This is a genomic window from Enterobacter cloacae complex sp. 418I7, from assembly GCF_050030705.1.
GTDB classification, from domain to species: Bacteria; Pseudomonadota; Gammaproteobacteria; order Enterobacterales; family Enterobacteriaceae; genus Enterobacter; species Enterobacter intestinihominis.
The window spans coordinates 1,419,686-1,442,030 of the sequence record NZ_JBLGUU010000001.1 but is presented as its reverse complement, the minus strand read 5'-3'; the positions used below and the strand labels follow the sequence as shown (position 1 = coordinate 1,442,030).

The window sequence follows — 22,345 nt, the reverse complement described above, 5'->3', positions numbered from 1 at the left end:
TATTCCCATCAATCAGTCACAAAAACGGCCCGGCAGCGTACGGCTTACATCTCGCGTCCGTTAGTATGGATAACCTGTTTTAACCACGCGTAGCTCTTCTTCGGCACGCGCTTAAGGTCTTTCAGGTCGTGATTTTCACGGTTGACGTAGACCACGCCGTAGCGCTTACGCATGTCACCCTGCGAGCTGAGAATGTCGATTAAGCCCCAGCCGAGGTAGCCCATTACCTCTGCCCCGTCCTCGAATATTGCCGCTTTCATCGCCTCGATGTGCGCCCGGTGGTAGTCGATGCGGTAGGTGTCCTCGATCGGGTTTACCCCGTCCCAGGACTCGATCACGCCGATGCCGTTTTCAATCGGGAATACCGGCATCCGCCAGTCGTTGGCATAGCGGGTGATGATGGTGCGAAAGCCCAGCGGGTCGATCTGCCAGTTCCACTCGGTGGCTTTCAGGTACGGGTTATTTTTCTCGCCATGCAGCAGGTAATGGTTCACCGGCGTGCCTTCCGGGATGGCATCGCTGTCCAGCGTTTTGCTGGCGTAATAGCTGAAGGCCATAAAGTCGTTCTTCGTGCGCGCAAACAGCGCGAGATCGTCTGCGCGGTAGATATCACCCAAGCCCTCCTGCTCCACCACCGCCATCACCGCCGGGCTGTAGCCCTGTCCCGCGAAGACGCGCAGCAGGTTCTGGTTGAGGAATTCGTCGTACTGCTGGGCGCAGAAGATATCGCGCGGTTTGCAGGTGGCTGGATAAATCAGCTGGTGCGCCAGCATGCCGCCCATCAGCTTGCCTGGCTTAGTCTGGTGCAGGTATTCGGTCAGAGTCATGTGCGCCACCATCGCATGGTGCTGAAGCTCATACAGCTCGCGCAGGGTTTGCTCGCCTTTCATGTAACCGGAAATGCGAAAAGCTTCCGGCATATGGAAAATGTTCTGCTCGTTGAAGGTCAGCCAGTACTTCACGCGATCGCCGTAGCAGTCGATCATCTTCTTGCCGTAGCGGATAAAGGCCTCCATCACCCGGCGGTCGTTGAAGCCGTTGTACTCCTGCGCCAGCGCCAGCGGCATATCGAAGTGGTAGAGGCAGACCATCGGCTCAATACCGCGGGCGAGCAGATCGTTAATAAAGCGGTCGTAAAACGCGATACCTTCGGCGTTGAACTCGCCGTCACCCTGCGGGCAGACGCGGCTCCAGGAGATCTGGAAGCGGTAGCAGTTCATGCCCAGATCCTGCATCAGATCGAAATCTTCCCGGTAGCGGTGGTAGGAGTCGGTCGCCACTTTCCAGTCGGAGATGTTTTCTCCTGCTTCCCGAATGTCATATACCGACATCCCCTTCCCGCCCTCATTCCATGCCCCTTCCGTCTGCATGCTGGATACCGAGTTGCCCCATAAAAAGTTGGCTTGCAGTGATTTGTTCATGGTCTCTCCCTATATGACTAGTCATTTAAATTTCATGACTAGTCATATAGATCGAGATGAAACATCAGGCAAAGAGAAGGAGCATTTTTTGTGAGGTGGGTTGAAATAAAGACCAGAGATAGTAGCCCCGGTAAGCGAAGCGCCACCGGGGAAAAGGAAGGTTACTGCTGCGCGAGCTGACTACGACGGTATTCCCCCTGCCGCTCCAGCATCCAGCCTGGATATTCGCGCGGCAGCGCGCTGACGGCATCAAGCTGTTTAAGCTCGTCTTCGCTTAAGCTGATCCCGGTGGCGGCAATATTATCGTCCAGCTGATCGACGCGTTTCGCACCAATAATGACGCTGGTCACCGCTTTTTGATGCAGCAGCCATGCCAGCGCGATTTGCGCCACGGAGACGCCCTTACGCTCGGCAATGACGCGCATTACATCCACGCAGTCGAAGGCGCGATCTTTATTCACCGGCGGGAAGTCAAATTCCAGACGGCGGCCTCCGGTTTCGCTCTGCCCGTCACGACCGTATTTTCCGCTCAGCAGGCCGCCCGCCAGCGGGCTCCAGACCATCAATCCGACGCCTTCGCTCTGCATCATCGGCACCAGCTCGCGCTCCAGGTCACGTCCGGCAATGGTGTAATACGCCTGCAACGATGCGAAACGCGCCAGCCCAAGACGTTCAGAAATACCGAGCGCTTTGGCAATCTGCCACGCAGTCCAGTTCGAGACGCCGATGTATCGCACGTGACCGTGCTGCACAAGGTTATCCAGTGCGTAAAGCGTCTCCTCAATGGGGGTCGCGGGGTCGAAACCGTGCAGCTGATAGAGATCGATATGATCGAGCTGCAGGCGGCGCAGGCTGTTCTTTACGCTGTCGATAATGTGATAGCGCGAGCCGCCGCGTGAGTTCACTCCCGCCGTGCCCGTTTCACCAAACACCTTTGTGGCGACCACCACGTTTTCACGTGGAACGTTCAGGTTTTTCAGCGCCTGCCCGAGGATCTCCTCCGAGCGTCCTTCCGAATAGACGTCGGCAGTGTCGATAAAGTTGATGCCCGCGTCCAGCGCGCGGCCCACCAGCTGCTCGGCTTCGTTTTGCCTAAGCTGGCCAATCTTGCCCCACATGCCGCCCTCGCCGCCGAAGGTCATGGTGCCGAGGCAGAGTTCAGAAACAAACAGTCCGGTATTGCCCAGTTTTTGATAACGCATAACGCTTTCCTCGCATGTCGATTGGGTGTCTGTTAGTTATACCCGCCCCCCAGCCATCGCGAATGTGGCGTTCCTGTCCGTTTCTTGCCCAATCCTCTGAATCTATCCGCGCGGGGCATCGCCAAAGACGCTGTAGTCTGGCAGCTGAACCTGCTGATACGGCTCCCAGCCGCCGCCGAGGGCTTTGTAGAGCGCCACCAGGTCAAGCGCGCTCTGCACCTGCGCCTGCGCCCGCTGCTGTTCGGCCTGAGCGAGCTGACGCTGGGCGTCCAGCACGTCAATAAAACTGGCGATCCCCTGCCGGTAGCTGTCGCTGGCGAGATCAAAAGCGTTTTGCAGCGCGTCGATGGTTTTCGCCAGGCCCGCCTCACGCTGCTGGTCAGTGCGATAGCTCACCAGCGCGTTTTCAACGTCGCCGAGCGCCGTCAGCACCGTCTGACGGTAGTCCAGCACCGCCGCCCCTTGCTGTGCGCGGGCCACCTTGACGCTGGAGACCAGCCGACCGCCCTGGAAGATGGGGATGGAGACCTGCGGACCGAAGCTGTAAAAGTGGCTGCTCCAGTCGGTCAGCCAGCCGGATTCGCTGTTACGCAGGCCAAACTGCCCGGAGAGGGTGAAGCTTGGGAACAGTTCGGCTACCGAGACGCCAATTTGCGCCGTGGCGGCATGGAGGTTCGCCTCAGCTTCGCGCACGTCCGGGCGCCGACGCGCCAGCGTTGACGGAATGCCGGTTTGCACAATATCCGGCAACGCTGGCATCGGCTGCACGGATTGTAATTCGGCATCCAGCGCCCCCGGCGGTTTGCCGAGCAGGATGGCCAGCCCGTTCATCGCCTGGCGTTCCTGCGCCTGATACTGCGGCAATTGGGCTTCAAGATTGCCCAGCTGCGCCCGGGCGTTTTCTACGTCCATCTGCGGTGACAGCCCGCCCCGCTGGCGGCTTTCGGTCAGATCCAGCGTCTGCTGCGCGCTTTCAATTTGCGTATTAAGCGTGGCAATGATGCTCTGCGCTCCTCGCAGCTGTAGCCACGCCCGCGCCACTTCGGCTTCCAGCGAGACCAGCGCATCGTTACGCTGCTCGATCGCCGCCCGCTGCTGCGCCTCGGCCGCTTCTACCTGACGGCGCACCTTGCCCCACAGGTCGATTTCCCACTGAGCGTCGAAGCTGCCCTGATAGAGGTTAATCGGCTGCGTCAGCGGGCCTAACGCGCTTCGCAGCTGCGGATCGACATTACTCAACTGGTCATACACGCCGTGGGATTTCAGCTCCCCTTCCAGCCCAAGCTGCTGGCGCGTCGCCTGCACATTGCCATTCACCGACGGGAAAAATGCCCCGCCGGCCTGGTTAATCTGTTCGCGCGCGCCGGCAATGCGCAATACCGTTTGCTGTAGCGTCAGATTTCCGGCGATGGCGCGTTCAATCAGGCTGTCGAGCTGCGGCGAGCCGAAAGTTTTCCACCAGCGCGGGTTAGTTGCCGCGGAGGACGTTTGTGATTTCACCGCGCCGTCGCCCTTATCGTTCCAGTGCGTGGTGGCGGGCGGTGCAGGCTGTTGGTAGTCCGGCCCGACGGCGCAGCCCACCAGCAGCATCATTATCATCAGGGGGTGTAAACGTCTGTGTATCATCAGTGTGCTCCTGCACTCCCCTCGCTCTTAACCGGCGAGAGCAACAAACAAAACGGAATCAGTAAGAAGGCCACCGCGCTCAGAATGGTGAAGACGTCAATGTAGGCCAGAAAGCGCGACTGCTCGATCATGGTCTGGTACATCCGCCCGGTGGCAATGCCGGTCGGATCGCCCACCTGAGTGGTGAAGTTCTGGATCGCCTGGGCGCTTTCGCGTATCGCCAGCTGGAACTGCTCATTAAACGGCGAAGCGTGGTAAGCCAGATGCGCGCTGTGCGCCTGCGAGCGCTCGGTGATCGCCGCCGTCGAGAGCGAAATCCCAATCGAGCCGGCCACGTTGCGGAACATGGTAAACAGCGCCGCCGCGTCGGCGTTAAGCCGCCTCGGGATCGAGATAAAGGCGATGGTGGTGAGGGGCACAAACAGGAACCCGAGTCCAATCGACTGGGCGCTGCGAAACAGCACCAGCGTTTCGAAATCGATATCCGGCGTCAGCGTCCGGGACCAGAAGAACGACACCGCCAGGCAGGTAAAGCCGAAGGCGATGATCCAGCGCGTCTGCACCACCGGCATCAGCTTCAGTACCAGCGGAATAGTCAGCACAATCAGCACCGCGCCGGGCGAGAGCACCAGCCCGGACCAGGTGGCGGTATAGCCCAAATCCTGCTGCGCCAGTTGCGGAATAACCACCGAACTGCCGTAGAGGATCATCGCCATCCCCGCCATCAGCAGGCTGGAGATCGCAAAGTTGCGATCCTTCATACAGTGCAGATCCACCACCGGCTTTTTGGCATACATCAGCCAGTAGATCGCGCCGATAATGCCGACCAGCGTCAGTACCGCGAAGGTGCGGATAAAGTTCGAATAGAACCAGTCATCATCTTCGCCCCGGTCGAGCATCACCTGCAAACAGCCAAGTCCGAGAGCGATCAGGCCGATCCCCGTCCAGTCGACGGTGAGCTTCTCTTCCGACTTTTTCTCCCACGGCGGATCTTCCAGCAGCTGATAGATGGCCAGCACCGTCACAATCCCTACCGGAATATTGATAAAGAACACCCAGCGCCAGGAGTAGTTATCGGTGATCCAGCCTCCCAGCGTCGGGCCAAGTACCGGCGCAACGATAATGGCAATGGATGAAAGGCCAAAGGCTTTGCCCCTGTCCTCCGGCTTGAAGTAATCGAGCAGCACCGATTGCTGCGTGGGCTGCAACCCGCCGCCAAAAAAGCCCTGCATCACACGGAACAGGATGATTTGCCAAAGCTCGGTGGCGATGCCGCACAGGAACGAGCAGATGGTGAACATCACAATGCAGATCAGGAAGAACTGCTTGCGGCCAAACAGCCGGCTCAGGAAGGCCGAGATCGGCAGCACGATGCCGTTCGCCACCAGGTAGCTGGTGAGCACCCAGGTGGATTCGTCATAGCTGGCCGAGAGCGACCCCGCGACGTGGGGCAGCGCCACGTTGACGATGGTGGTGTCCAGAATTTCCATAAACACCGCCAGGGTGACCACAATCGCCACCGCCCACGGGTTACTGGCGGGCTTCCAGTTTTCGTGGCTGCTGTCCGTCATTCCACGGTGACCTTCGGTTCAACCGACAGCCCCAGCGGCAGCGGTTTGTTCGGATCCAGCCCCTTATCAATGACGATTTTCACCGGCACGCGCTGAACGATCTTCACAAAGTTACCGGTGGCGTTTTCCGACGGGAAGGCGGAGAAGCGCGAGCCGCTGCCCTGCTGGATGCTGTCAATATGGCCTTCGAGCGCCATATCCGGCCAGGCATCGACGGACACGGTCACTTTGTCGCCCGGCTTCATACGCTCAAGCTGCGACTCCTTGAAGTTCGCCACCACCCACACGTTCGGGGAAACCAGCGAGAACAGCGCCGTGCCGGCCTGCACCAGCGTACCGGGCTGGACGTTGCGTTTGGTGACGAAACCGTCGAACGGGGCGCGGACTTCGGTATAAGAGAGGTTCAGGTTGGCGGTTTCCAGCTGCGCTCTGGCCTGATCGACCTGGCGTTCGCGGGCTTCGACGTTAGTCTCCTGCTGGCGGATTTGCAGCTGGACCTGCTCCGCCACCTCCAGCTGCGCCTGCGCGCTGGCCAGACCCGCCTGTGCACTCCGCAGTTGAGCGTTCGCGGCATCGATGCTTTGTTGTGTGGTCGCGCGGGGGTCAACGCCGCGCTGACGGCGGTACTCCGCCTGAGCGTTGGCCATATCCGCCTGGGCTTTCAGTACCTGGGCTTTGGCTTCATCGCGCTGGGCGGGATATTGCACCTTCGAGAGCGCCAGCTGCGCCTGCGCCTGATGCAACTGCGCAACCGCCAGCCCAAGCTGGGCCTGAGCCTGATCGCGCTGGGCGGTGGTATCACGCGGATCGATCACCACCAGCACATCCCCTTTCTTTACACGCTGGTTATCCCGCACGCGAAGTTCGGTAACGTAGCCTGCCGTTTTTGGGGCAATGGTCACTACGTCGCCGTCGGTGAAGGCGTCGTCGGTGGTCTCTTCGTTACGGGTCAAAAACCACCAGACCAGCGCCACAATCACCATCACGATGACCACGATGCCAAGGATAATTAACGGTTTTTTGCCCGGGCGCTTGCGCTCGTTATTGTTTTGATCCTGCTCGTCAGCAGGTGGATTTTGATCTTCTGCCATAGTTCAGCAACGGTCCTGTCAGTGAGCGGCATCACACTATGCCGTTCACTAAAGCTAGGACGTTGCTATACATTTGCCAGGAAAAACTGACAAATTGCGCACTATATGAGAAGGAATAGTCCGAAACCGACCGCCGCAGACCAGAGCAGCATCGGGATTGACCATAAATGGAAGCGCCACCAGATGCGGCGATCGTTGGCCATCCGCAGGGCGATGAGGTTGGCCAGCGAGCCGGGCAGCAGCCCAAAGCCGCCGACGTTGACCGCCCACGCCAGCAGTACCGTTGGGGGAACATAGTTAAGCAGCAAAATGGTGGACGGCACGTTACTGATCACCTGCGAGAGACCAATCGCCGTCAGCCATAGTCCCGGCTGCGACAGACCGCTGACGCTATGGAGAACGGTCTGCAATACCGGGAGCTGGATCAGTAGATGGACGTCAATAAACATCGCCATAAACACCAGCAGCAGCGTCCAGTCAACGCTCACCAGCACCCGCCGGGCGAGGAACAGGAAGCCACACGCCACCAGCAGCGCGCCCGCCAGCGCCTGGTTTAACTCCAGCGCGGTAATGAAAACGATATACAGTCCCAGGCAGCTCCAGACGAGACGCGGCTGCCACTGGGGGCCGGTGGTACCGCTGTGGTACTGCAACGATTTATTCGGGAAAGCAAACCAGCCCACCACCAGCAGCGTCGCCACGATCGCCAGCGCCAGCGGCGCCATCTGCCAGGTAAATGCGGTAAACGACAGGCCGGAGCGTCCCCACAGCAGAATGTTCTGCGGGTTACCGATCGGCGTGAGCAGCGAGCCTGCATTGACGGCCAGCGCTTCAAAGATAATCAGACGGGTAACCGGTATTTCGCACAGCTTACGCAGCGTGAGCGTAAGCGGCACCACGATAAACAGCGCTACGTCATTAGTGAGGAACGTCGACAGCAGCGCCGCCGAAAAGACCATGAACAGAGCCAGTTTGCGCTCGGTGGCGAAGCGGCGCACCATTTTGCGCCCCAGCACGTCAAAATAGCCGCTCAGCTCCACGCCTTTGGTGAGCATCATCAAACCGCTCAGGGTAATAATGGTGCGCCAGTCTATGGCCGCCGGCCAGGTGTGCGGCGTGAAGGGAACAAAGACGCTGAGCCCAACGCCAGTGATAAGTAAAAGATGGAAAAAACGATCGCGTTTCAGGGCCTGCAAGCCGGGGATGTTCATTCAGCGGCGGGGCCATATTTGAGCGTAAATTCGCGGAACTTCACCAGCGTCTCTTCGCTGACGTGGTGTTCCATACCTTCGGCATCCCGACGGGCAATTTCCGGGCTGACGCCCAGCACCAGTAAAAAATTCTCGACGATCTGATGGCGCTCGCGGCTCTCCTGCGCCAGCTTTTCGCCTTCAGCGGTGAGAAACACCCCGCGCCAGGGGATCATCTCGATCAGCCCGACCGACGCCAGACGTTTTAACATTTTGGCAACGGTTGGCTGCGACACCCCCAGGCGTGCGGCCATATCCACCTGGCGCGCTTCTCCAACTTCACGAATCAGATCGGAGATCAGTTCGACATAATCATCAATCAGCTCCCGGCGGTGCGCCTCACGCACCTGACGGAAGCCTTCCACATGCTCTTCAACGTTCACCAGTTGCGTCGTTTTTTTTGTTGTTGGCTTACCTGCGCGACGGTTCATTGTGCTTCCTCAATGGGTTGACGCTTCCAGCGCCCTGTAACGGAGCGCACATTGTAAACCATAGCTCTACAAGCACAAAAAATTAACGAATTAGCCATAGCTATACAATATAGCCTGTGCTATATCTGTATGTAATGCAGTCACCCTTCACGGATCGAAGGGATAATGAATCAGGAGGTCTTATGAATGAATTCAAGAGGTGTATGAACGTGTTTACTCACTCTCCTTTTAAAGTGCGTCTAATGCTGTTGAACATGCTGTGCGATATGTTTAACGCCAAACCGCATCAGGACGACAAATCTTCTCACTAAGCGGCGTCGCGGCACGCCGCTTCATTTTCCTGTCACACTTTCGTTGTAAACTCGCTTTTTCCTGATTATTTTTGCGGATTTGCAGCCCCCTTCGCAAAACATCTGTTTAGCAAGTGTTGACCTTGATTCACGCTCGCACTATCTTCTTGCAGCCCTGCACAATTTGCGGCTCGCTGAAGCGGACCTCCATTCCCTTTCCACGCACTGTCCGGCAGGCTTTGACCCTTGACGCCAGGGTGAGCACATGGCGTTTTCGTGATAGTGATCTATGAACGTAACCCTGATTGATACACTTGTTACCCGCAGCCGGGCCCTAAGCCCGTGGACGGGATTTTATTTTTTGCAATCGCTGTTGATTAACTTTGCTCTTGGCTACCCCTTTAGCCTGCTTTATGCCGTCGGGTTCACCTGCATTCTTCACCTGCTATGGCGAAGCGCACCGCGCATGCAGAAAGTGCTTATCGGGATCTGTTCTCTGGTGGCTGCCGCCTATTTCCCGTTCGGCCAGGCCTATGGCGCGCCGAACTTTAATACCCTGCTGGCGCTCCACTCCACCAATATGGAAGAGTCTACAGAGATCCTGACGATCTTCCCGTGGTACAACTACGTGGTTGGCCTTTTCATTTTTGCTCTCGGCGTGATTGCGGTTCGCCGTAAGCAGGTCGGGAAAAAAACATGGGGTAAAATTGAAAGCCTGTGCCTGGCCTTTAGCGTAGTGACGTTTTTTGTTGCGCCGGTACAAAATCTGGCCTGGGGCGGCGTGTTTAAGCTTAAAGATACCGGGTATCCGGTGTTTCGCTTCGTTAAAGACGTGGTAGTGAATAACGAGGAAGTGCTCGACGAGCAGGCGCGTATGGCCGAGCTTTCCACCATGAAAGATACCTGGAACGTGCTGGCGGTGAAACCGAAGTATCACACCTATGTGGTGGTGATCGGTGAAAGCGCGCGTCGCGATGCGCTCGGCGCGTTTGGCGGTCACTGGGATAACACGCCGTTTGCCAGCTCCGTCAACGGTACGCTGTTTACCGATTACGTGGCGGCCAGCGGCTCGACGCAGAAATCTCTCGGTCTGACGCTCAACCGTGTCGTGGATGGAAAACCGCAGTTTCAGGATAATTTTGTCACCCTGGCCAACCGGGCAGGTTTTCAGACGTGGTGGTTCTCCAACCAGGGGCAGATCGGCGAGTATGATACCGCCATTGCCAGCATCGCGAAGCGTGCCGACGAGGTACAGTTCCTGAAAAGCGGTGATTTCGAAGCCGATAAAAACACAAAAGATGAAGCGTTGCTAAAAATGACCGCGCAGGTCTTTGCCACTCAGCGCACCCAGCCGCAGCTGATCGTCCTGCACCTGATGGGGTCACACCCGCAGGCATGCGATCGTACCGGGGGAAAATATGCGGAGTTTGTGCAATCCAAAGAGACCTCGTGTTATCTGTACACCATGACGCAAACCGACGATCTGCTCAGCAAGCTGTACGCGCAGCTGCGCAACAGCGGCGATAGCTTCTCGATGGTCTATTTCTCTGACCACGGTCTGGCGTTTAAGGAGCGCGGTAAAGAGGTGCAGTATCTGGCCCACGATGACAAGTTTCAGCAGAACTTCCAGGTACCGTTTATGGTGCTGTCGAGTGATGACAAAACGCATCGCATCATCAAAGCGCGCCGTTCCGCGAACGATTTCCTGAAATTCTTCTCACAGTGGACGGGGATTAAGGCGAAAGAGATAAAAAATGATTACCCGTTTATCTCCGGGAAGAAGGGCCCGCCAGTTTACATTACCAACTTCAGGTTACAGAAAGTTGACTATAACCATCTGGGGACGGATATTTTCGATATTAAGAGTAAGTGATCTCTGCCGTCTCGTGCAGGCTGATGCCCTCACCCTGGCCCTCTCCCACGGGGCTGAGGGATCCCCAGTAATTTTTTTATGCAGAAGCAATAAAGTTGCTTTCTAAATGACTGAGGGCTGTCAGCGATGCCCTGGTCCGGCTGTAAATCGCTGAGGCGTTTGCCTTCCGGCCGGGGCGAGGCGCAGGGATGCGCCGAGAGGGCGGCTTTACAGGGACGTTGCCTCCGCCCGTACCCGATAAGCCGGAAGGAATAAGCCGAGGGCACCGCGAAGCGGCGATTTACCGCCGGGAGCCCGGGTCGCCAGGGTGGTGGCGACTGAGCCACCCTGGCACGTTCACCGGTCATGTCGTTACAGAGTAGCAAGGAACATAAAGTGAACGGAATGACCACCACCGCCGTATGTTCCCCTCACCCTAACCCTCTCCCCGGAGGGGCGAGGGGATTGCTCAGTGCTCGCATTAATTTGTGGGGAACCCTCAGCCCACGGGGAGAGGGGGCAAACAAAAAAAATCCGCCACATTGGGCGGATTTTTTACTGGCTCACCGAAGTGATTAGAAGCGGTAACCTACGCCCGCGATCCAGGTGCCAACGTCAACGTTGCGGATACGGCTCTGCTCATAGGAGAAGTCCAGAGCAACGTTTTCGATTGGGTTGAACTGCATACCTGCGCCATAGGAGAAACCGTAGTCGCTGTTGCTTGCAGTACGGTTCAGACCCTGGTTTTCGGTCTGCTGGAATTTACCGTAGCCAACACCTACAACACCGTAGATGCTTGCCCAGTCATTCAGGCGGTAAGCAGGACCCGCGGTGATGCCGTAGTACTGACCTTTATTGTAAGAGCCATTTTCAGTACGATCTTTCTCGGTGTAAGTGAAAGAACCGATCACACCCAGCGGGTTGTTGTCTTGCTCGTAACGGTACTTCAGGTTGAAACCGTTGGTTTTGTTCATCACGCCCTGCATATCGCTCTGAGCGTAACCACCAGTTACAGTTGAAGTTGCCGCTACAGCGGTACCTGCGGAAACAGCCAGAACAGCTGCCAGTGCTGAAAGACATGCAATTTTTTTCATAACCACCTCAAATGTGCTTCAAGTAAGTCCGTAAGTTTTAAATATATCAAAAAAATCTGTGAAACTCTTTGTCATTCACGATGTCTAATGCGACCTTTCCTGTAACAGAACATTTCCAGCATCAGCTATCTCGTTCAAATAACTCCAGATTTTCACCTGTAAATGCTAATAGTGCGCGTCATCGCCATTTAGTTCATCCAGATTATTCCTAATCTTTCAGGCGATAAAATCAGCAACGTTTTCTCATTTTACGGATTTTCCCTGGATTTTTTTTCAACAGTAGCTCAACCGTTGCAGGTTATTTCCATTACACTGCGACTTTTACCTCTTTTGACAAAAATTGACAGGAGAAAGGATGCCAGGTTTACCTCGTAAATCGTCGGTCTGGATGCCGGTGGCAGTCATACTTATCGCGATGATGTCCATACAAAGCGGCGCGTCGCTGGCAAAATCGCTGTTTCCGCTGATTGGTGCGCCCGGCGTCACGGCGCTGCGTATCGCATTAGGCACCCTGATCCTCGTGGTTGTCTTTAAACCCTGGCGGCTACGGTTTAAAAAGGAGCAGCGACTGCCTCTGCTTTTTTATGGGCTGGCGCTGGGAGGGATGAACTACATGTTCTACCTCTCTATTCAGACTATCCCGCTGGGGATCGCGGTCGCGCTTGAATTTACCGGCCCGCTGGCGGTGGCCCTCTTTTCTTCTCGTCGCCCGGTAGACTTTATCTGGGTCATACTGGCCGTGCTGGGGCTATGGTTCCTGCTGCCGCTCGGCCAAAGCGTTTCACAAATCGATTTGACAGGGGCCGCTCTGGCGCTGGGCGCAGGGGCGTGCTGGGCGGTGTATATTCTCACTGGTCAGCGTGCGGGCGAAGAGCACGGCCCCGCGACGGTCGCCTTAGGCTCGCTGATTGCCGCGGTTATCTTTGTCCCGATCGGCATGGCACAAGCAACGGACTCAATATGGCAGTGGTCAATCCTGCCGGTTGGGCTGGCGGTCGCCATTCTTTCCACGGCGCTGCCCTACTCTCTGGAGATGATCGCCCTGACGCGTCTGCCTACGCGTATTTTTGGTACGCTCATGAGCATGGAGCCCGCGCTGGCTGCCATCTCTGGAATGATGTTCCTCGGCGAAACCCTGACACTGGTGCAGACGCTGGCGCTCTGTTCCATTATCGCGGCGTCAATGGGCTCTACATTGACCATGCGCCCGGAACCAAAAGTACATAAGATTGACCTCAACTAGCCCTTAAATTCTGCATGGCTTACCGGCCATGCAGAATATAGGTCTCGTCAGCCCTTCAAATAATTTCTTACAAACTCTCTTATATTGCCAAAATATTTCACCTACCCGCCTTGTCACTTAACGAATTAAGATTGATCTGCATCAATTTATATAAATAACTTTAAAATCATTAAGTTAAAACTTCAACCATCCTTTCGCTATTAAACCGATAGGCAGCGCCAAACCGCAGAGAAAAAATCCGGTGCTATACTTAATCCCGTAATTACCTGGGACACAAACATCAAGAGGATATGAGATTATGAGTACCGCTAAACTGGTGAAAACGAAAGCGTCTAATCTGCTTTATACCCGTAACGATGTATCGGATAGCGATAAAAAAGCGACCATTGAGCTGCTGAATCGCCAGGTGGTCCAGTTCATCGATCTTTCGCTGATCACCAAACAGGCCCACTGGAATATGCGCGGTGCAAACTTTATTGCCGTTCATGAAATGCTGGATGGCTTCCGCACAGCACTGGTGACTCATCTGGATACCATGGCCGAACGCGCCGTACAGCTGGGCGGTGTGGCTCTGGGTACCACGCAGGTGATCAACAGCAAAACGCCACTGAAAAGCTATCCGCTGGATATCCATACCGTTCAGGATCACTTGAAAGAGCTGGCGGACCGTTATGCGATTGTCGCGAATGATGTTCGTAAAGCGATTGGCGAAGCAAAAGATGAAGACACCGCTGATATCTTCACTGCCGCGTCACGCGACCTGGATCAGTTCCTGTGGTTCATTGAGTCAAACATCGAATAATCCCTGCGGATTGTCTGAATAACCCTCGCCCCTGGCGGGGGTTTTGCACATTTATGGTGCACACTTTTGTCCGCAACGGCCGCAAAAGTGAATAAAATGTAATAATCACCTCACACAACCGTTAACGGAAGATTGTTTTTTCGTCAGATTCTGCGCTAAATATCCCCCTGTCAGAAGACCTTAACGAAGCGCACCAAAACGGTGCTCCATTCTGGTGCAACCTGACAGAATTGCCACGCTTTTTGTGCAATGCGTGACATTATCCCCTTTGCAAAACAACAGCTTGTAAAACTGGCACGATTTTTTCATTGTGCCTGAGGTTCTCGCAGGGGATCGCCCCGTGGATATAAAAGGAAATGCTATGAAGTCTGTATTAAAAGTTTCACTGGCTGCACTTACCCTGGCGTTTGCGGTGTCCTCGCAGGCTGCCGACAAACTGGTTGTGGCGACTGACACGGCGTTCGTACCGTTTGAATTCAAACAGGGTGATAAATACGTTGGTTTTGACGTTGATCTGTGGGCCGCTGTCGCAAAAGAACTCAAACTGGATTACACCCTGAAGCCAATGGATTTCAGTGGCATTATCCCGGCACTGCAAACCAAAAACGTTGACCTGGCGCTGGCGGGCATCACCATTACCGAAGAGCGTAAAAAAGCTATCGATTTCTCTGATGGCTACTACAAAAGCGGCCTGCTGGTGATGGTGAAAGCGGATAACAACGACGTGAAAAGCGTGAAAGATCTCGACGGTAAAGTGGTCGCCGTGAAGAGCGGCACCGGTTCCGTTGATTACGCGAAAGCCAATATCAAAACCAAAGACCTGCGTCAGTTCCCGAACATCGACAACGCTTACATGGAACTGGGCACCAACCGCGCAGACGCGGTGCTGCACGACACGCCTAACATCCTTTACTTCATCAAAACCGCCGGTAACGGCAAGTTCAAAGCGGTAGGTGATTCCCTGGAAGCTCAGCAGTACGGTATTGCGTTCCCGAAAGGCAGCGACGACCTGCGTAATAAAGTTAACGGCGCGCTGAAAACCCTGAAAGAGAACGGCACCTATAACGAAATCTACAAAAAATGGTTCGGTACCGAGCCTAAATAATTTCACCTGACTTCAGGTTTGTAACGCCCGGTGGCGCTACCGCTTACCGGGCCTACGTTTTTCGTTTTTCACCACGGTATACAGGAATACATCATGCAGTTTGACTGGAGCGCCATCTGGCCTGCCATTCCTCTCTTGCTTGAAGGCGCTAAAATGACCTTGTGGATTTCGGTCCTCGGTCTGGTTGGCGGGTTAATTATCGGTCTGGTGGCCGGTTTCGCCCGCACCTACGGCGGCTGGATTGCAAACCACATCGCACTGGTTTTCATCGAAGTGATCCGCGGCACCCCCATTGTGGTGCAGGTCATGTTTATCTACTTCGCCCTGCCGATGGCCTTCAACGATCTGCGCATTGACCCGTTCAGCGCAGCTGTCGTCACCATTATGATCAACTCCGGCGCCTACATTGCGGAAATCACCCGCGGTGCGGTGCTGTCGATTCATAAAGGCTTCAGCGAAGCTGGCCTGGCGTTAGGTCTTTCCCGTCGCGAAACGATCCGTCACGTGATCCTGCCGCTGGCGCTGCGCCGCATGCTGCCGCCGCTGGGCAACCAGTGGATCATCAGCATTAAAGACACCTCGCTGTTTATTGTTATCGGCGTGGCCGAGCTGACCCGTCAGGGCCAGGAGATCATCGCGGGTAACTTCCGCGCCCTGGAAATCTGGAGTGCGGTCGCCGTTGTCTACCTGATTATCACGCTTGTCCTGAGCTTTGTTCTGCGTCGTCTTGAAAGAAGGATGAAAATCCTGTGATTGAATTTAAAAATGTTTCCAAGCACTTTGGTCCAACCCAGGTGCTGCACAATATCGATTTGAACATCAGGCAGGGTGAAGTTGTGGTGATCATCGGGCCGTCGGGTTCCGGAAAATCCACCCTGCTGCGCTGTATTAACAAGCTCGAGGAGATCACCAGCGGCGATTTGATCGTCGATGGTCTGAAGGTGAACGATCCGAAAGTGGACGAGCGCCTGATCCGCCAGGAAGCGGGCATGGTGTTCCAGCAGTTCTACCTGTTCCCGCACCTGACGGCGCTGGAAAACGTGATGTTCGGTCCTTTGCGCGTGCGTGGGGCCAGCAAAGCGGCGGCAGAAACGCTGGCAAAAGATCTGCTGGCGAAAGTGGGTCTGGCGGAGCGTGCCCACCACTATCCTTCCGAGCTGTCCGGTGGCCAGCAGCAGCGCGTGGCCATTGCCCGTGCGCTGGCGGTGAAGCCAAAGATGATGCTGTTTGATGAGCCAACGTCCGCACTCGACCCGGAGCTGCGTCACGAGGTGCTGAAAGTGATGCAGGATCTGGCAGAAGAAGGCATGACGATGGTGATCGTTACCCACGAAATCGGCTTTGCCGAAAAAGTGGCGTCCCGTCTGATCTTCATTGATAAGGGCCGCATCGCGGAAGACGGTAATCCGCAGGCGCTGATTGCGAACCCACCTAGCCAGCGCCTCCAGGAGTTCCTGCAACACGTCTCCTGATAGCCATACACAGAGCCGGGCATGCCCGGCTTTTTTATGCCGGATTGTTCCCAAAAACTCCCCTCCGCTCCGCGCGCTCTATACTTATCATTTTGCACGATATTTTTGTCGGAGGACGCCGTGCCGTGGATCCTGTTGCTACTGTTTACCCTGTTTAGCGCGCCATCACTTGCTGTAACCATTCCCGGCGTCACCACCGGAGCCACCGCCACCGCCACCGCCACCCAGCAAAATGCGCCGCCAGAACCCGACGATGAAAAGAAAAAAGCCGCTTACAGCGCACTTGCCGACGTGCTTGAGAACGACACGTCCCGGCAGGAGCTTATCGATCAGCTGAGGAAAGTGGCCGCCACACCGCCTCAGGATCCGGTTCCGACTATCGCGCCGCCGGAAGTCGAAGACGAAAAGACGGTACTGGAAAACGTCACCGATATCAGTCGCCGCTACGGGGAAGCCCTGTCGTCGCGTTTTGCCCAGCTCTATCGCAACCTTGTTGGCACCTCGCATAAGCCTTTTAATCCCCACACCTTTTCTGCAGCCGCGACCCAGTTTTCTATTCTGGCCGCCGCGGTATTCATTTTTTACTGGCTGTTGCGCCTGTCTGTCTGGCCGCTTTACCGGAAGATGGGCCACTGGGGACGTAAAAAGAATCAGCATAAAAGCAGCTGGCTGCATCTTCCGGCAATGATTACCGGGGCCTTTATCATCGATTTGCTGCTGCTGGCGCTGACGCTGTTTGTCGGCCAGATGCTGGCCGACCGTCTTAATACCGGGAACAAAACCATCGCCTTTCAGCAGGGGCTGTTCCTGAACGCCTTTGCCCTGATCGAGTTCTTTAAGGCGCTCCTGCGGTTAATATTCTGTCCGCGCGTGCCGGAACTTCGCCCGTTCGCCATTTCGGATCGGAGCGCCAAATACTGGGCGGTTCGGCTCAGCGTGCTGAGTGGGTTAATCGGCTATGGCCTGCTGGTTGCCGTCCCGATTATTTCCAACCAGGTTAACGTGCAGTTCGGGGCCCTGGCGAACGTGCTGATCATGCTCTGTATTACCGTCTGGGCGCTGTACCTCATCTTCCACAATAAAAAAGCGATCACCGACAGTCTGCTTCACCTGGCCGATCGCTCCCTCTCCTTTTTCAGCCTCTTTATTCGCGCCTTTGCGCTGGTGTGGCACTGGCTGGCCAGCGCCTATTTTATTGTGCTGTGTTTCTTCTCGCTGTTCGATCCGGGCAACAGCCTGAAATTTATGATGGGGGCGACGTTCAAAAGCCTGGCGATTATCGGCATCGCGGCCTTTGTTTCTGGCCTGCTCTCCCGCTGGCTGTCGAAGACGATCACCCTGTCGCCGCAGGTTCAGCGTAATTACCCCGAGCTGCAAAAACGGGTAAATGGCTGGACATCGGTGTCGCTGAAGGTGGCGCGTATTTTGACGGTCTGCGTGGCAATTATGCTGCTGCTGAATGCGTGGGGACTGTTTGATTTCTGGAACTGGCTGCATAACGGTGCGGGAGAAAAGACCGTCGATATTCTTATTCGTATCGCGCTGATCCTGTTCTTCTCCGCCGTCGGCTGGACGCTGCTGGCAAGCCTTATCGAAAACCGTCTGGTGTCGGATGTCCACGGCAGGCCCTTGCCAAGCGCCCGCGCCCGCACACTGCTGACGCTGTTCCGCAACGCGCTGGCGGTGATCATTAGCACCATTACCATCATGATTGTGTTGTCGGAAATCGGCGTAAATATCGCCCCACTGCTGGCGGGTGCCGGTGCCCTGGGACTGGCGATCTCCTTTGGTTCGCAGACGCTGGTGAAGGATATTATCACCGGCATTTTTATCCAGTTTGAGAACGGGATGAACACCGGGGATCTTGTGACCATTGGACCGCTCACCGGCACGGTGGAGAGGATGTCCATTCGCTCCGTCGGCGTACGTCAGGATACCGGGGCGTACCACATTATTCCGTGGTCATCGATCACCACCTTTGCCAACTTTGTGCGCGGCATTGGTTCGGTGGTGGCGAATTATGATGTCGATCGTCACGAAGATGCAGATAAGGCGAAACAGGCGCTGCGGGATGCGGTGAGCGAACTGATGGAGATGGAGGATATTCGCGGGCTGGTAATTGGTGAGCCGTCGTTTGCGGGCATCGTCGGGCTGACAAACACTGCCTTTACCTTGCGCGTGTCGTTCACCACCCAGCCGCTTAAGCAGTGGACGGTGCGCTTTGCTCTCGACAGCATGGTGAAAAAACACTTCGATCTGGCGAACGTGAGAGCGCCGGTGCAGACGTATCAGGTATTGTCGCCGCCCGCTTCGCCGCTCCCTCCGCAGGAGCCGACGCTGTAACCGAGCCGGGTGGCGGCTTCGCCTTTCCCGGCCCGAGAAACGATTATTTGCGACGTTTGTTATCGTCCATAAAGGACCAGGCAATAAAGCGGCTCTGCTTCTGACCCTGCGCCATCTCTTTTTTGACCACCTTCACCGCGCCGGCTTCGGTCAGCGCGCGGTAAAGCGGCGGCAGGTTATCGCCACGAGAGACCAGCGTGGTAAACCATTTCACCTGACGACCGAAGCCTTTACTCTCGGCAATCATGCGCAGAATAAAGGCCACTTCCCCGCCCTCGCACCACAGCTCCTGCTGCTGGCCGCCAAAATTCAGCGCGCCATCTTCGGCCTGGCCCAGGTTACGCCGCTTGCGTTCACTTCCCGCACGCGCGGACGCGGCGGAGTCGTGGAATGGCGGGTTGCACAGGGTGGCATCATATTGTTCGTTCTTATGAATTATGCCGTTGAAAATAGCAGCGGCATCCTTCTGACGACGTAGACGTACGGCCCGGCTTAACCCCGGGTTAGCGTTGATAATGGCCTGCGCGCTGGCGAAGGCCTCATCACCGATCTCGCTGCCGGTAAATCGCCACTGGTACTCATGTGCGCCTATCAGGGGGTAGATCAGGTTCGCGCCCGTACCGATATCAAGGACGGTAGCCTGTTTCGGCACTACGCCATCGTGGTCATCCGCCAGCAGATCGGCAAGATGATGGACGTAATCCGCACGGCCCGGGACCGGCGGGCAGAGAAAGCCATCAGGGATGTCCCAGTGCGTCACACCATAAAAATGGGCCAGCAGCGCTTTGTTCAGCGTTTTAACCGCCAGCGGATCGGCAAAGTTTACCGACGGTTCACCGGCTGGTGTCTGAACGATAAAACCCTGCAATTCAGGGCAGCTCAGACACAGGGCTTTCATATCGTAGCGGCTACGGTGGCGGTTACGCGGGTGCAATCCCGGCTTGTGGGAAGTCATGGCATTCTCCTTTAAACAGCCGCGTAAGATACCCTGTGACGGCGCGGGGGTAAATATCTGTCTGAGTCGCACAAAAAAACGACAAAAATCAGCGACCTGTATGTCTATGATCTGTCAACAAATTGTCAGAATTTATCGTTCAAAAAATAAGCAGATCATCATCAAATTTTTGCGCTAAATCACACGCATCAGGCTTCTAAACTTAACAGGAATCACCTGTTGTTTCCCCTGAGGATGTGATTATGAAAAAGTATCTGACCTTTATTATTGCGGGTGCGCTGGCAGGCGCATCATTCTCTGCCTTGTCCGTTCAACCTCTGACCGACAGTACCGACACCAGCCAGCTACGCGCGGCCGGGACGGTCTCTGTCAGCCGGGCAAGCAACCTTGATGACCTTCAGGACAAGCTGGCCGAAAAAGCTCGTCAGGAAGGCGCTAAAGGCTTCGTGGTGAACGCCGCCGGTGGCGATAACCATATGTACGGTACCGCGACTATCTATAAATAACTTACCGCCTTCCAAACTGCATCTGTCCGGCAGATGCAGTTCTCTCTGCCTGCGCCTTGACTGTGCGTTTTTTCACCCCATATTAAAATGCATGACTTGATCCTTTCAGGAGAACATCATGGCTTCCGGCTGGGCGAATGACGACGCCGTTAACGAACAGATCAACAGTACCATTGAAGATGCGGTTGCGCGTGCTCGCGGTGAAATTCCGCGCGGCGAAAGTTTGACGGAATGCGAAGAGTGCGGGGATCCCATTCCTGAGGCACGACGTAAAGCCATTCCCGGAGTACGGCTTTGCATCACCTGTCAGCAGGAGAAAGATTCAAAAAATGCTTCACATTCAGGATATAATCGTAGAGGATCGAAAGACAGCCAGTTACGTTGACTTTCCTTTACCGTAGTTAACCGCACCAACAGTTTACTTTACGCTCACGACTTTCAGCGAAGCGCGTAGCAAAACGTGCCCTTCTGATTGTGTCTGTAAAGCGTATCCGCAAGAAGTGTCAATTGCGCTTCTGATTTTATTAATAATCAATAAGTTATTTGTCATTCAATTTTTTTGACCAACCACGTCAATTCTCTTCGATTTTATCTTCCGCTAAAAAGCGTGATACTTATCACATCGACGGAACATCGTCCCCTTAACAGAATAACCTGCGAGAATTGACCTATGAAAACCATCAAATATGCTGTTGCCGCTGTTGCCCTGTCCGCTCTGTCTTTCGGCGCTTTCGCTGTAGAGCCAGTCTCCTCTACTCAGGCACAGGATCTGAACAAAATCGGTGTGGTGAGTGCTGAAGGCGCGACCACGCTGGACGGTCTGGAAGCAAAACTGGCTGAAAAAGCTGCCGCCGCGGGCGCAAGTGGATACACCATCACTTCCACTAACGGTAATAACAAACTGAGCGGTACTGCGGTTATCTACAAGTAATCGAACAAATTATGCTCCACCCTCGCCATACCCTCTGGTGAGATGCTCCAACCCTCATTGACCCTGTTGTTGTTACCCTTGTTTGCCCGTCCGCCACTGGACGGGCTTTTTTTTGCTTAAAATGACTGCGCCACGCGCTGCAACCCGGCTTCCACGGACTCGACTTCCCCTGCAGCCAGCAGGCAGCAGGCCATTTGCAGCTTGATTGACTGCGGAACCGGCACCTTCCCGGCCAGACACTGCACAATCCAGCGCGCGGTGACCTGCGGATCTTTCGACTCAGGCAGGATCGCATCTCTGTTCTCTTCCCCACGTTCGACAACGACCCGCGTCCCGGCGGGCTCAATCAGCATCAGCTGTGGACAACGCTGCGGGTTGGCGTAAACCTCGCCTTCTGTCCCGTGCATCAGCAGCGCGCGTCCACCGATTTCGGCAAAGAATTGCCCGACTCGCGTCACGTATTCCGGATGGGAGACGCTGGAAAGACGCAGCGCGGCGTCTTCGGCAAACGGCGTCGCCAGCTTCGCCAGGGTGTGAGCGCTGTTACGTACGCCCATGCGCCAGCGCATGTCCAGCTGCTTTTCCAGCGGTGGGCAGAGCGCGCTAACGGGGATATAGACCGGCTGATTCCCCTCCAGCTTTGCCTGTGCCTGACCGGCATGGAGGGTCGGTTCAATACCTAACAACGCCAGGATGGTTTCTGTCAGCACGCGCGTCGGATCTTCGCTCACGCCATGCACTACTACCGGGAAACCGAGTTTCTGCAACAGAATAGCCAGCAGCGGCGTGAGGTTTGCCTGCTTACGCGCGCCGTTGTAGGTCGGGATCACAACTGGCATCGGCTTCGTGACGGGCGGGGTTAAGCGCATGGTCTGCGACTGCATGGCCTCATAAAAGCCGCGCATCTCCGCCTCACCTTCCCCTTTAATACGCAGCGCAATCAAAATGCCGCCCATTTCCAGTTCCGGCACGTCGCCATTCAGCATATGCGTGTACAACGCGCGGGCTGTTTCCTGGTCCAGATCGCGAGCGTGGTTTTTCCCACGCCCTACCTCTTTGATAATTTTGCGGTAATCCACGACATTTCTCCTGACTGCATTATCTTGTTAACAATATAGCCCGATGAACACAGACCCGATAGTGTTTTGTGATCATTATCA

21 protein-coding genes are annotated in these 22,345 nt (G+C 55.6%); 11 read left to right on the top strand and 10 right to left on the bottom strand.

Annotation, left to right across the window (positions count from 1 at the left end; all coding sequences use genetic code 11):
• Positions 1–44: 44 nt before the first annotated feature.
• The 7 genes from ACQG0S_RS06875 to mntR all read right to left on the bottom strand — a co-directional run bounded on the left by ACQG0S_RS06875 (position 45) and on the right by mntR (position 8,592).
• Positions 45–1,421: a glycoside hydrolase family 1 protein gene (locus tag ACQG0S_RS06875; RefSeq protein ID WP_426750138.1), complete on the bottom strand. Its 1,377-nt coding sequence runs from the start codon at positions 1,419–1,421 to the stop codon at positions 45–47.
• 161 nt (positions 1,422–1,582) lie between these two features.
• Entirely contained in the window at positions 1,583–2,623 is a 1,041-nt protein-coding gene (locus tag ACQG0S_RS06870; protein WP_048966423.1) for an aldo/keto reductase, read from the bottom strand.
• Between the two features lie 102 nt (positions 2,624–2,725).
• Positions 2,726–4,249 carry an efflux transporter outer membrane subunit gene (locus tag ACQG0S_RS06865; RefSeq protein WP_022647530.1) on the bottom strand — a complete coding sequence of 508 codons (1,524 nt, stop codon included), beginning with the start codon at positions 4,247–4,249 and terminating at the stop codon, positions 2,726–2,728.
• Entirely contained in the window at positions 4,249–5,820 is a 1,572-nt protein-coding gene (locus ACQG0S_RS06860) for a DHA2 family efflux MFS transporter permease subunit (protein ID WP_022647529.1), read from the bottom strand. Before ACQG0S_RS06860 ends, ACQG0S_RS06865 begins: the two co-directional genes overlap by 1 nt.
• Positions 5,817–6,911: an HlyD family secretion protein gene (locus tag ACQG0S_RS06855; RefSeq protein ID WP_022647528.1), complete on the bottom strand. Its 1,095-nt coding sequence runs from the start codon at positions 6,909–6,911 to the stop codon at positions 5,817–5,819. The genes ACQG0S_RS06860 and ACQG0S_RS06855 overlap by 4 nt, the downstream gene beginning before the upstream one ends.
• Positions 6,912–7,012: 101 nt before the next feature.
• Positions 7,013–8,122: an anion transporter gene (locus ACQG0S_RS06850; protein WP_023299650.1), complete on the bottom strand. Its 1,110-nt coding sequence runs from the start codon at positions 8,120–8,122 to the stop codon at positions 7,013–7,015.
• Positions 8,119–8,592 carry a manganese-binding transcriptional regulator MntR gene (mntR, locus tag ACQG0S_RS06845; RefSeq protein WP_022647526.1) on the bottom strand — a complete coding sequence of 158 codons (474 nt, stop codon included), beginning with the start codon at positions 8,590–8,592 and terminating at the stop codon, positions 8,119–8,121. Before mntR ends, ACQG0S_RS06850 begins: the two co-directional genes overlap by 4 nt.
• Positions 8,593–8,774: 182 nt before the next feature.
• Between mntR and mntS the strand changes: the two genes are divergently transcribed.
• Positions 8,775–8,903 carry a manganase accumulation protein MntS gene (gene mntS, locus ACQG0S_RS06840; protein WP_022647525.1) on the top strand — a complete coding sequence of 43 codons (129 nt, stop codon included), beginning with the start codon at positions 8,775–8,777 and terminating at the stop codon, positions 8,901–8,903.
• Positions 8,904–9,171: 268 nt separating this feature from the next.
• A complete protein-coding gene (locus tag ACQG0S_RS06835; protein ID WP_022647524.1) occupies positions 9,172–10,755 on the top strand; it encodes a phosphoethanolamine transferase in 1,584 nt (527 codons plus the stop codon).
• Between the two features lie 554 nt (positions 10,756–11,309).
• Here ACQG0S_RS06835 and ompX read toward each other — a convergent pair.
• Positions 11,310–11,828 carry an outer membrane protein OmpX gene (ompX, locus tag ACQG0S_RS06830; RefSeq protein ID WP_003858450.1) on the bottom strand — a complete coding sequence of 173 codons (519 nt, stop codon included), beginning with the start codon at positions 11,826–11,828 and terminating at the stop codon, positions 11,310–11,312.
• 355 nt (positions 11,829–12,183) lie between these two features.
• Between ompX and rhtA the strand changes: the two genes are divergently transcribed.
• The 6 genes from rhtA (at position 12,184) to ybiO (ending at position 18,793) form a co-directional block, all read left to right on the top strand.
• The gene (gene rhtA / locus ACQG0S_RS06825; protein WP_023305742.1) at positions 12,184–13,071 is read left to right on the top strand and encodes a threonine/homoserine exporter RhtA; all 888 of its coding nucleotides are present in this window, start codon (positions 12,184–12,186) and stop codon (positions 13,069–13,071) included.
• Positions 13,072–13,369: 298 nt separating this feature from the next.
• Complete coding sequence (gene dps, locus ACQG0S_RS06820; protein ID WP_000100801.1) at positions 13,370–13,873, top strand: DNA starvation/stationary phase protection protein Dps; 504 nt, start codon at positions 13,370–13,372, stop codon at positions 13,871–13,873.
• Between the two features lie 361 nt (positions 13,874–14,234).
• Positions 14,235–14,978: a glutamine ABC transporter substrate-binding protein GlnH gene (gene glnH / locus ACQG0S_RS06815; protein WP_003858455.1), complete on the top strand. Its 744-nt coding sequence runs from the start codon at positions 14,235–14,237 to the stop codon at positions 14,976–14,978.
• A 93-nt stretch (positions 14,979–15,071) separates the two neighbouring features.
• Positions 15,072–15,731 carry a glutamine ABC transporter permease GlnP gene (gene glnP, locus ACQG0S_RS06810; protein WP_010428919.1) on the top strand — a complete coding sequence of 220 codons (660 nt, stop codon included), beginning with the start codon at positions 15,072–15,074 and terminating at the stop codon, positions 15,729–15,731.
• Positions 15,728–16,450, top strand: coding sequence for a glutamine ABC transporter ATP-binding protein GlnQ (gene glnQ / locus ACQG0S_RS06805; RefSeq protein WP_022647522.1), 723 nt, complete (start codon positions 15,728–15,730; stop codon positions 16,448–16,450). Before glnP ends, glnQ begins: the two co-directional genes overlap by 4 nt.
• Positions 16,451–16,570: 120 nt before the next feature.
• Positions 16,571–18,793, top strand: a complete 2,223-nt coding sequence (gene ybiO / locus ACQG0S_RS06800; protein WP_426750795.1) for a mechanosensitive channel protein — start codon at positions 16,571–16,573, stop codon at positions 18,791–18,793.
• A 43-nt stretch (positions 18,794–18,836) separates the two neighbouring features.
• On the opposite strand, the gene rlmF is transcribed toward ybiO, so the two are convergent.
• The gene (gene rlmF / locus ACQG0S_RS06795) at positions 18,837–19,748 is read right to left on the bottom strand and encodes a 23S rRNA (adenine(1618)-N(6))-methyltransferase RlmF (RefSeq protein WP_023305741.1); all 912 of its coding nucleotides are present in this window, start codon (positions 19,746–19,748) and stop codon (positions 18,837–18,839) included.
• Positions 19,749–19,990: 242 nt separating this feature from the next.
• On the opposite strand from rlmF, the gene mcbA reads away from it, so the two are divergent.
• The 3 genes from mcbA (at position 19,991) to ybiJ (ending at position 21,185) form a co-directional block, all read left to right on the top strand.
• The gene (gene mcbA / locus ACQG0S_RS06790; RefSeq protein WP_022647519.1) at positions 19,991–20,254 is read left to right on the top strand and encodes a DUF1471 family periplasmic protein McbA; all 264 of its coding nucleotides are present in this window, start codon (positions 19,991–19,993) and stop codon (positions 20,252–20,254) included.
• Between the two features lie 118 nt (positions 20,255–20,372).
• Positions 20,373–20,639: a DksA/TraR family C4-type zinc finger protein gene (locus ACQG0S_RS06785; protein WP_022647518.1), complete on the top strand. Its 267-nt coding sequence runs from the start codon at positions 20,373–20,375 to the stop codon at positions 20,637–20,639.
• A gap of 285 nt (positions 20,640–20,924) precedes the next feature.
• The gene (ybiJ, locus tag ACQG0S_RS06780) at positions 20,925–21,185 is read left to right on the top strand and encodes a DUF1471 family protein YbiJ (RefSeq protein WP_003858474.1); all 261 of its coding nucleotides are present in this window, start codon (positions 20,925–20,927) and stop codon (positions 21,183–21,185) included.
• 116 nt (positions 21,186–21,301) lie between these two features.
• On the opposite strand, the gene ybiB is transcribed toward ybiJ, so the two are convergent.
• The gene (ybiB, locus tag ACQG0S_RS06775) at positions 21,302–22,264 is read right to left on the bottom strand and encodes a DNA-binding protein YbiB (protein WP_023305740.1); all 963 of its coding nucleotides are present in this window, start codon (positions 22,262–22,264) and stop codon (positions 21,302–21,304) included.
• Positions 22,265–22,345: the final 81 nt, after the last annotated feature.

What these genes read in the sequence shown, in the direction of transcription:
- ACQG0S_RS06785 (WP_022647518.1), top strand. Translation starts at nt 20,373, where the DNA reads ATGGCTTCCGGCTGGGCGAATGACGACGCCGTTAACGAACAGATCAAC.
- ACQG0S_RS06850 (WP_023299650.1), bottom strand. Translation starts at nt 8,122, where the DNA reads ATGAACATCCCCGGCTTGCAGGCCCTGAAACGCGATCGTTTTTTCCAT.
- mcbA (WP_022647519.1), top strand. Translation starts at nt 19,991, where the DNA reads ATGAAAAAGTATCTGACCTTTATTATTGCGGGTGCGCTGGCAGGCGCA.
- mntR (WP_022647526.1), bottom strand. Translation starts at nt 8,592, where the DNA reads ATGAACCGTCGCGCAGGTAAGCCAACAACAAAAAAAACGACGCAACTG.
- mntS (WP_022647525.1), top strand. Translation starts at nt 8,775, where the DNA reads ATGAATGAATTCAAGAGGTGTATGAACGTGTTTACTCACTCTCCTTTT.
- ACQG0S_RS06860 (WP_022647529.1), bottom strand. Translation starts at nt 5,820, where the DNA reads ATGACGGACAGCAGCCACGAAAACTGGAAGCCCGCCAGTAACCCGTGG.
- dps (WP_000100801.1), top strand. Translation starts at nt 13,370, where the DNA reads ATGAGTACCGCTAAACTGGTGAAAACGAAAGCGTCTAATCTGCTTTAT.
- ACQG0S_RS06875 (WP_426750138.1), bottom strand. Translation starts at nt 1,421, where the DNA reads ATGAACAAATCACTGCAAGCCAACTTTTTATGGGGCAACTCGGTATCC.
- ybiJ (WP_003858474.1), top strand. Translation starts at nt 20,925, where the DNA reads ATGAAAACCATCAAATATGCTGTTGCCGCTGTTGCCCTGTCCGCTCTG.
- ompX (WP_003858450.1), bottom strand. Translation starts at nt 11,828, where the DNA reads ATGAAAAAAATTGCATGTCTTTCAGCACTGGCAGCTGTTCTGGCTGTT.
- ACQG0S_RS06870 (WP_048966423.1), bottom strand. Translation starts at nt 2,623, where the DNA reads ATGCGTTATCAAAAACTGGGCAATACCGGACTGTTTGTTTCTGAACTC.
- glnH (WP_003858455.1), top strand. Translation starts at nt 14,235, where the DNA reads ATGAAGTCTGTATTAAAAGTTTCACTGGCTGCACTTACCCTGGCGTTT.
- ACQG0S_RS06835 (WP_022647524.1), top strand. Translation starts at nt 9,172, where the DNA reads ATGAACGTAACCCTGATTGATACACTTGTTACCCGCAGCCGGGCCCTA.
- rhtA (WP_023305742.1), top strand. Translation starts at nt 12,184, where the DNA reads ATGCCAGGTTTACCTCGTAAATCGTCGGTCTGGATGCCGGTGGCAGTC.
- ACQG0S_RS06855 (WP_022647528.1), bottom strand. Translation starts at nt 6,911, where the DNA reads ATGGCAGAAGATCAAAATCCACCTGCTGACGAGCAGGATCAAAACAAT.
- rlmF (WP_023305741.1), bottom strand. Translation starts at nt 19,748, where the DNA reads ATGACTTCCCACAAGCCGGGATTGCACCCGCGTAACCGCCACCGTAGC.
- ACQG0S_RS06865 (WP_022647530.1), bottom strand. Translation starts at nt 4,249, where the DNA reads ATGATACACAGACGTTTACACCCCCTGATGATAATGATGCTGCTGGTG.
- glnP (WP_010428919.1), top strand. Translation starts at nt 15,072, where the DNA reads ATGCAGTTTGACTGGAGCGCCATCTGGCCTGCCATTCCTCTCTTGCTT.